Genomic DNA, 1,744 nt, shown 5'->3' with positions numbered 1-1,744 from the left:
CCCTAAAAATATCGGCAGCATCGCATAACAAGCGGGCGGACATAAATCCACCGTTAGACATGCCCGTGGTGAATATACGTGTCGCATCGATCTTATATTTTTGTTTGATTTCATCCACGATGGCGGTGATAAAACCCACATCATCTATATTTTCTTCCGACGCCTTGACCCCTGCCAATTTTCGGCCATCGTTCCAATTTTTATCTATGGCATCTGGGTATACGATGATAAACCCGTCGCGGTCGGCCAATTCATTAAAGCGGCCAAAGGTGAGTCCGGCGGTCCCTTTGGCCGTTCCTCCCCCTCCATGGATATGAAAAAGCAAGGGTACGGGTTTCTGTAATTTTTCTGTAGGGGGTACATGCACGATATAATGACGTTCATAGCCCTTGTATTGCATCGTATGGTTTTGGTCGGTATTGAATTTAGGCGAACGCGTAGGGGCGCAGGCATTGAAATGTAGCCCGAATAGGGTTAATGACCCTAAAAGCAGAACGAATAATGACTTCATACTATGGTTTTAAGCAAAGGGTATCAAATCTGGGACCAGAAATGCATTTATGGCTAGAAATAAATATAAGAAATTTGATGGGAACCCCTCCGCCTATCGGCACCTCCCCTTGTCAAGAGGAAGACCAGGAAAGGTCCTTTTGCTTCTTTTTTACACCTCGCTCTTCGGCACCCTACCAAAGGCAGGCTTTACCTTGCTAAGGGTGGACCAGAAATAGTGCTTTTTTCTTGGTGACCTTTCAGCCTATCGGTTCCTTGCTAGTCAGGGAGAAGAGGGGTGTAATGATCTAGCTTTTTAGGGTCCCCTCCTTTTTGTAAGGAGGGGTGGCCGAAGGCCGGGGTGGTCACTTCTTGAATTCCTGTTTTATGGCATCCAAGACCATGTCCATTTGTTCAAAGACCAATTTATTTTCAAAGCGCACTACTTTAATACCATACGCATTGAGTTTTTGGGTGCGCTTGGTGTCGTATTCTTGATTGATACTATTATTATGTTCCTGTCCGTCTAATTCAACAACTAATTTTTCCGTAGGACAATAGAAATCGACGATAAAGTTTGCCAAGCTATGCTGTCTACGAAACTTTCTACCTTCCAATTGTTTTCTCTGTAGGGCTTTCCAGAGCATGGATTCAGCCTTTGTGGGATTGTTTCTCAGTTCTTTTCTGAATCCCTTAAGATATTTTTTGTTGTTTAGGTTTTTGGCCATGGATAAATATAGAAAATTTGATGGGAACCCCTCCGCCTATCGGCACCTCCCCTTATCAAGGGGAGGACCAGGAATGATGTTTTTATTTTCTCTTTTTACACCTCGCTCTTGGCACCCTACCAAAGGCAGGCTCTGCATTGATAACGGGAGGACCAGGAAAGGTGCTTTTGTTTTCTTTTTTACACCTCGATCTTGGCACCCTACCAAAGGCAGCCAGGCTCTGCCTTGATAAGGGGAGGACCAGAAAGAGTGTTATAGTTTTCCTTGTTGACCTATATGACTGTCGGTATCTCTCTATTCAGGGAAGAATCATGGGCTTTGTACTCATACTTTTTTGGTCCCCTCCTTTTTGTAAGGAGGGGTGGCCGAAGGTCGGGGTGGTCAATTCTTGCTAATATCCCAGTTCTACTTACCTTTATGGATACCATGAAAAATAGTCTTGCACTGCTTATTTTGCTTTTTTCATTCACACAACTCCATGCCCAGATAGCGGACGATAAGGCATTGCATTTCGGGGCAGGGGCATT

The 1,744-nt window shown here is 44.6% G+C and carries 2 protein-coding genes; both read right to left on the bottom strand.

Going from position 1 to position 1,744, the window contains the following annotated elements:
* Nucleotides 1-511 (bottom strand): alpha/beta hydrolase family esterase (locus tag WBM98_RS12220; protein WP_424366306.1); only part of this gene is annotated, 511 nt, incomplete at its 3' end.
* A gap of 343 nt (nucleotides 512-854) precedes the next feature.
* Nucleotides 855-1,217, bottom strand: coding sequence for an endonuclease domain-containing protein (locus tag WBM98_RS12215; RefSeq protein WP_424366305.1), 363 nt, complete (start codon nucleotides 1,215-1,217; stop codon nucleotides 855-857).
* Between the last annotated feature and the right edge of the window lie 527 nt (nucleotides 1,218-1,744).

The organism is Maribacter sp., assembly GCF_049667165.1.
Classification (GTDB): Bacteria; Bacteroidota; Bacteroidia; order Flavobacteriales; family Flavobacteriaceae; genus Maribacter_A.
Note: the sequence above shows the minus strand (reverse complement) of the source record. Positions and strands in the feature narration are given on the sequence as shown.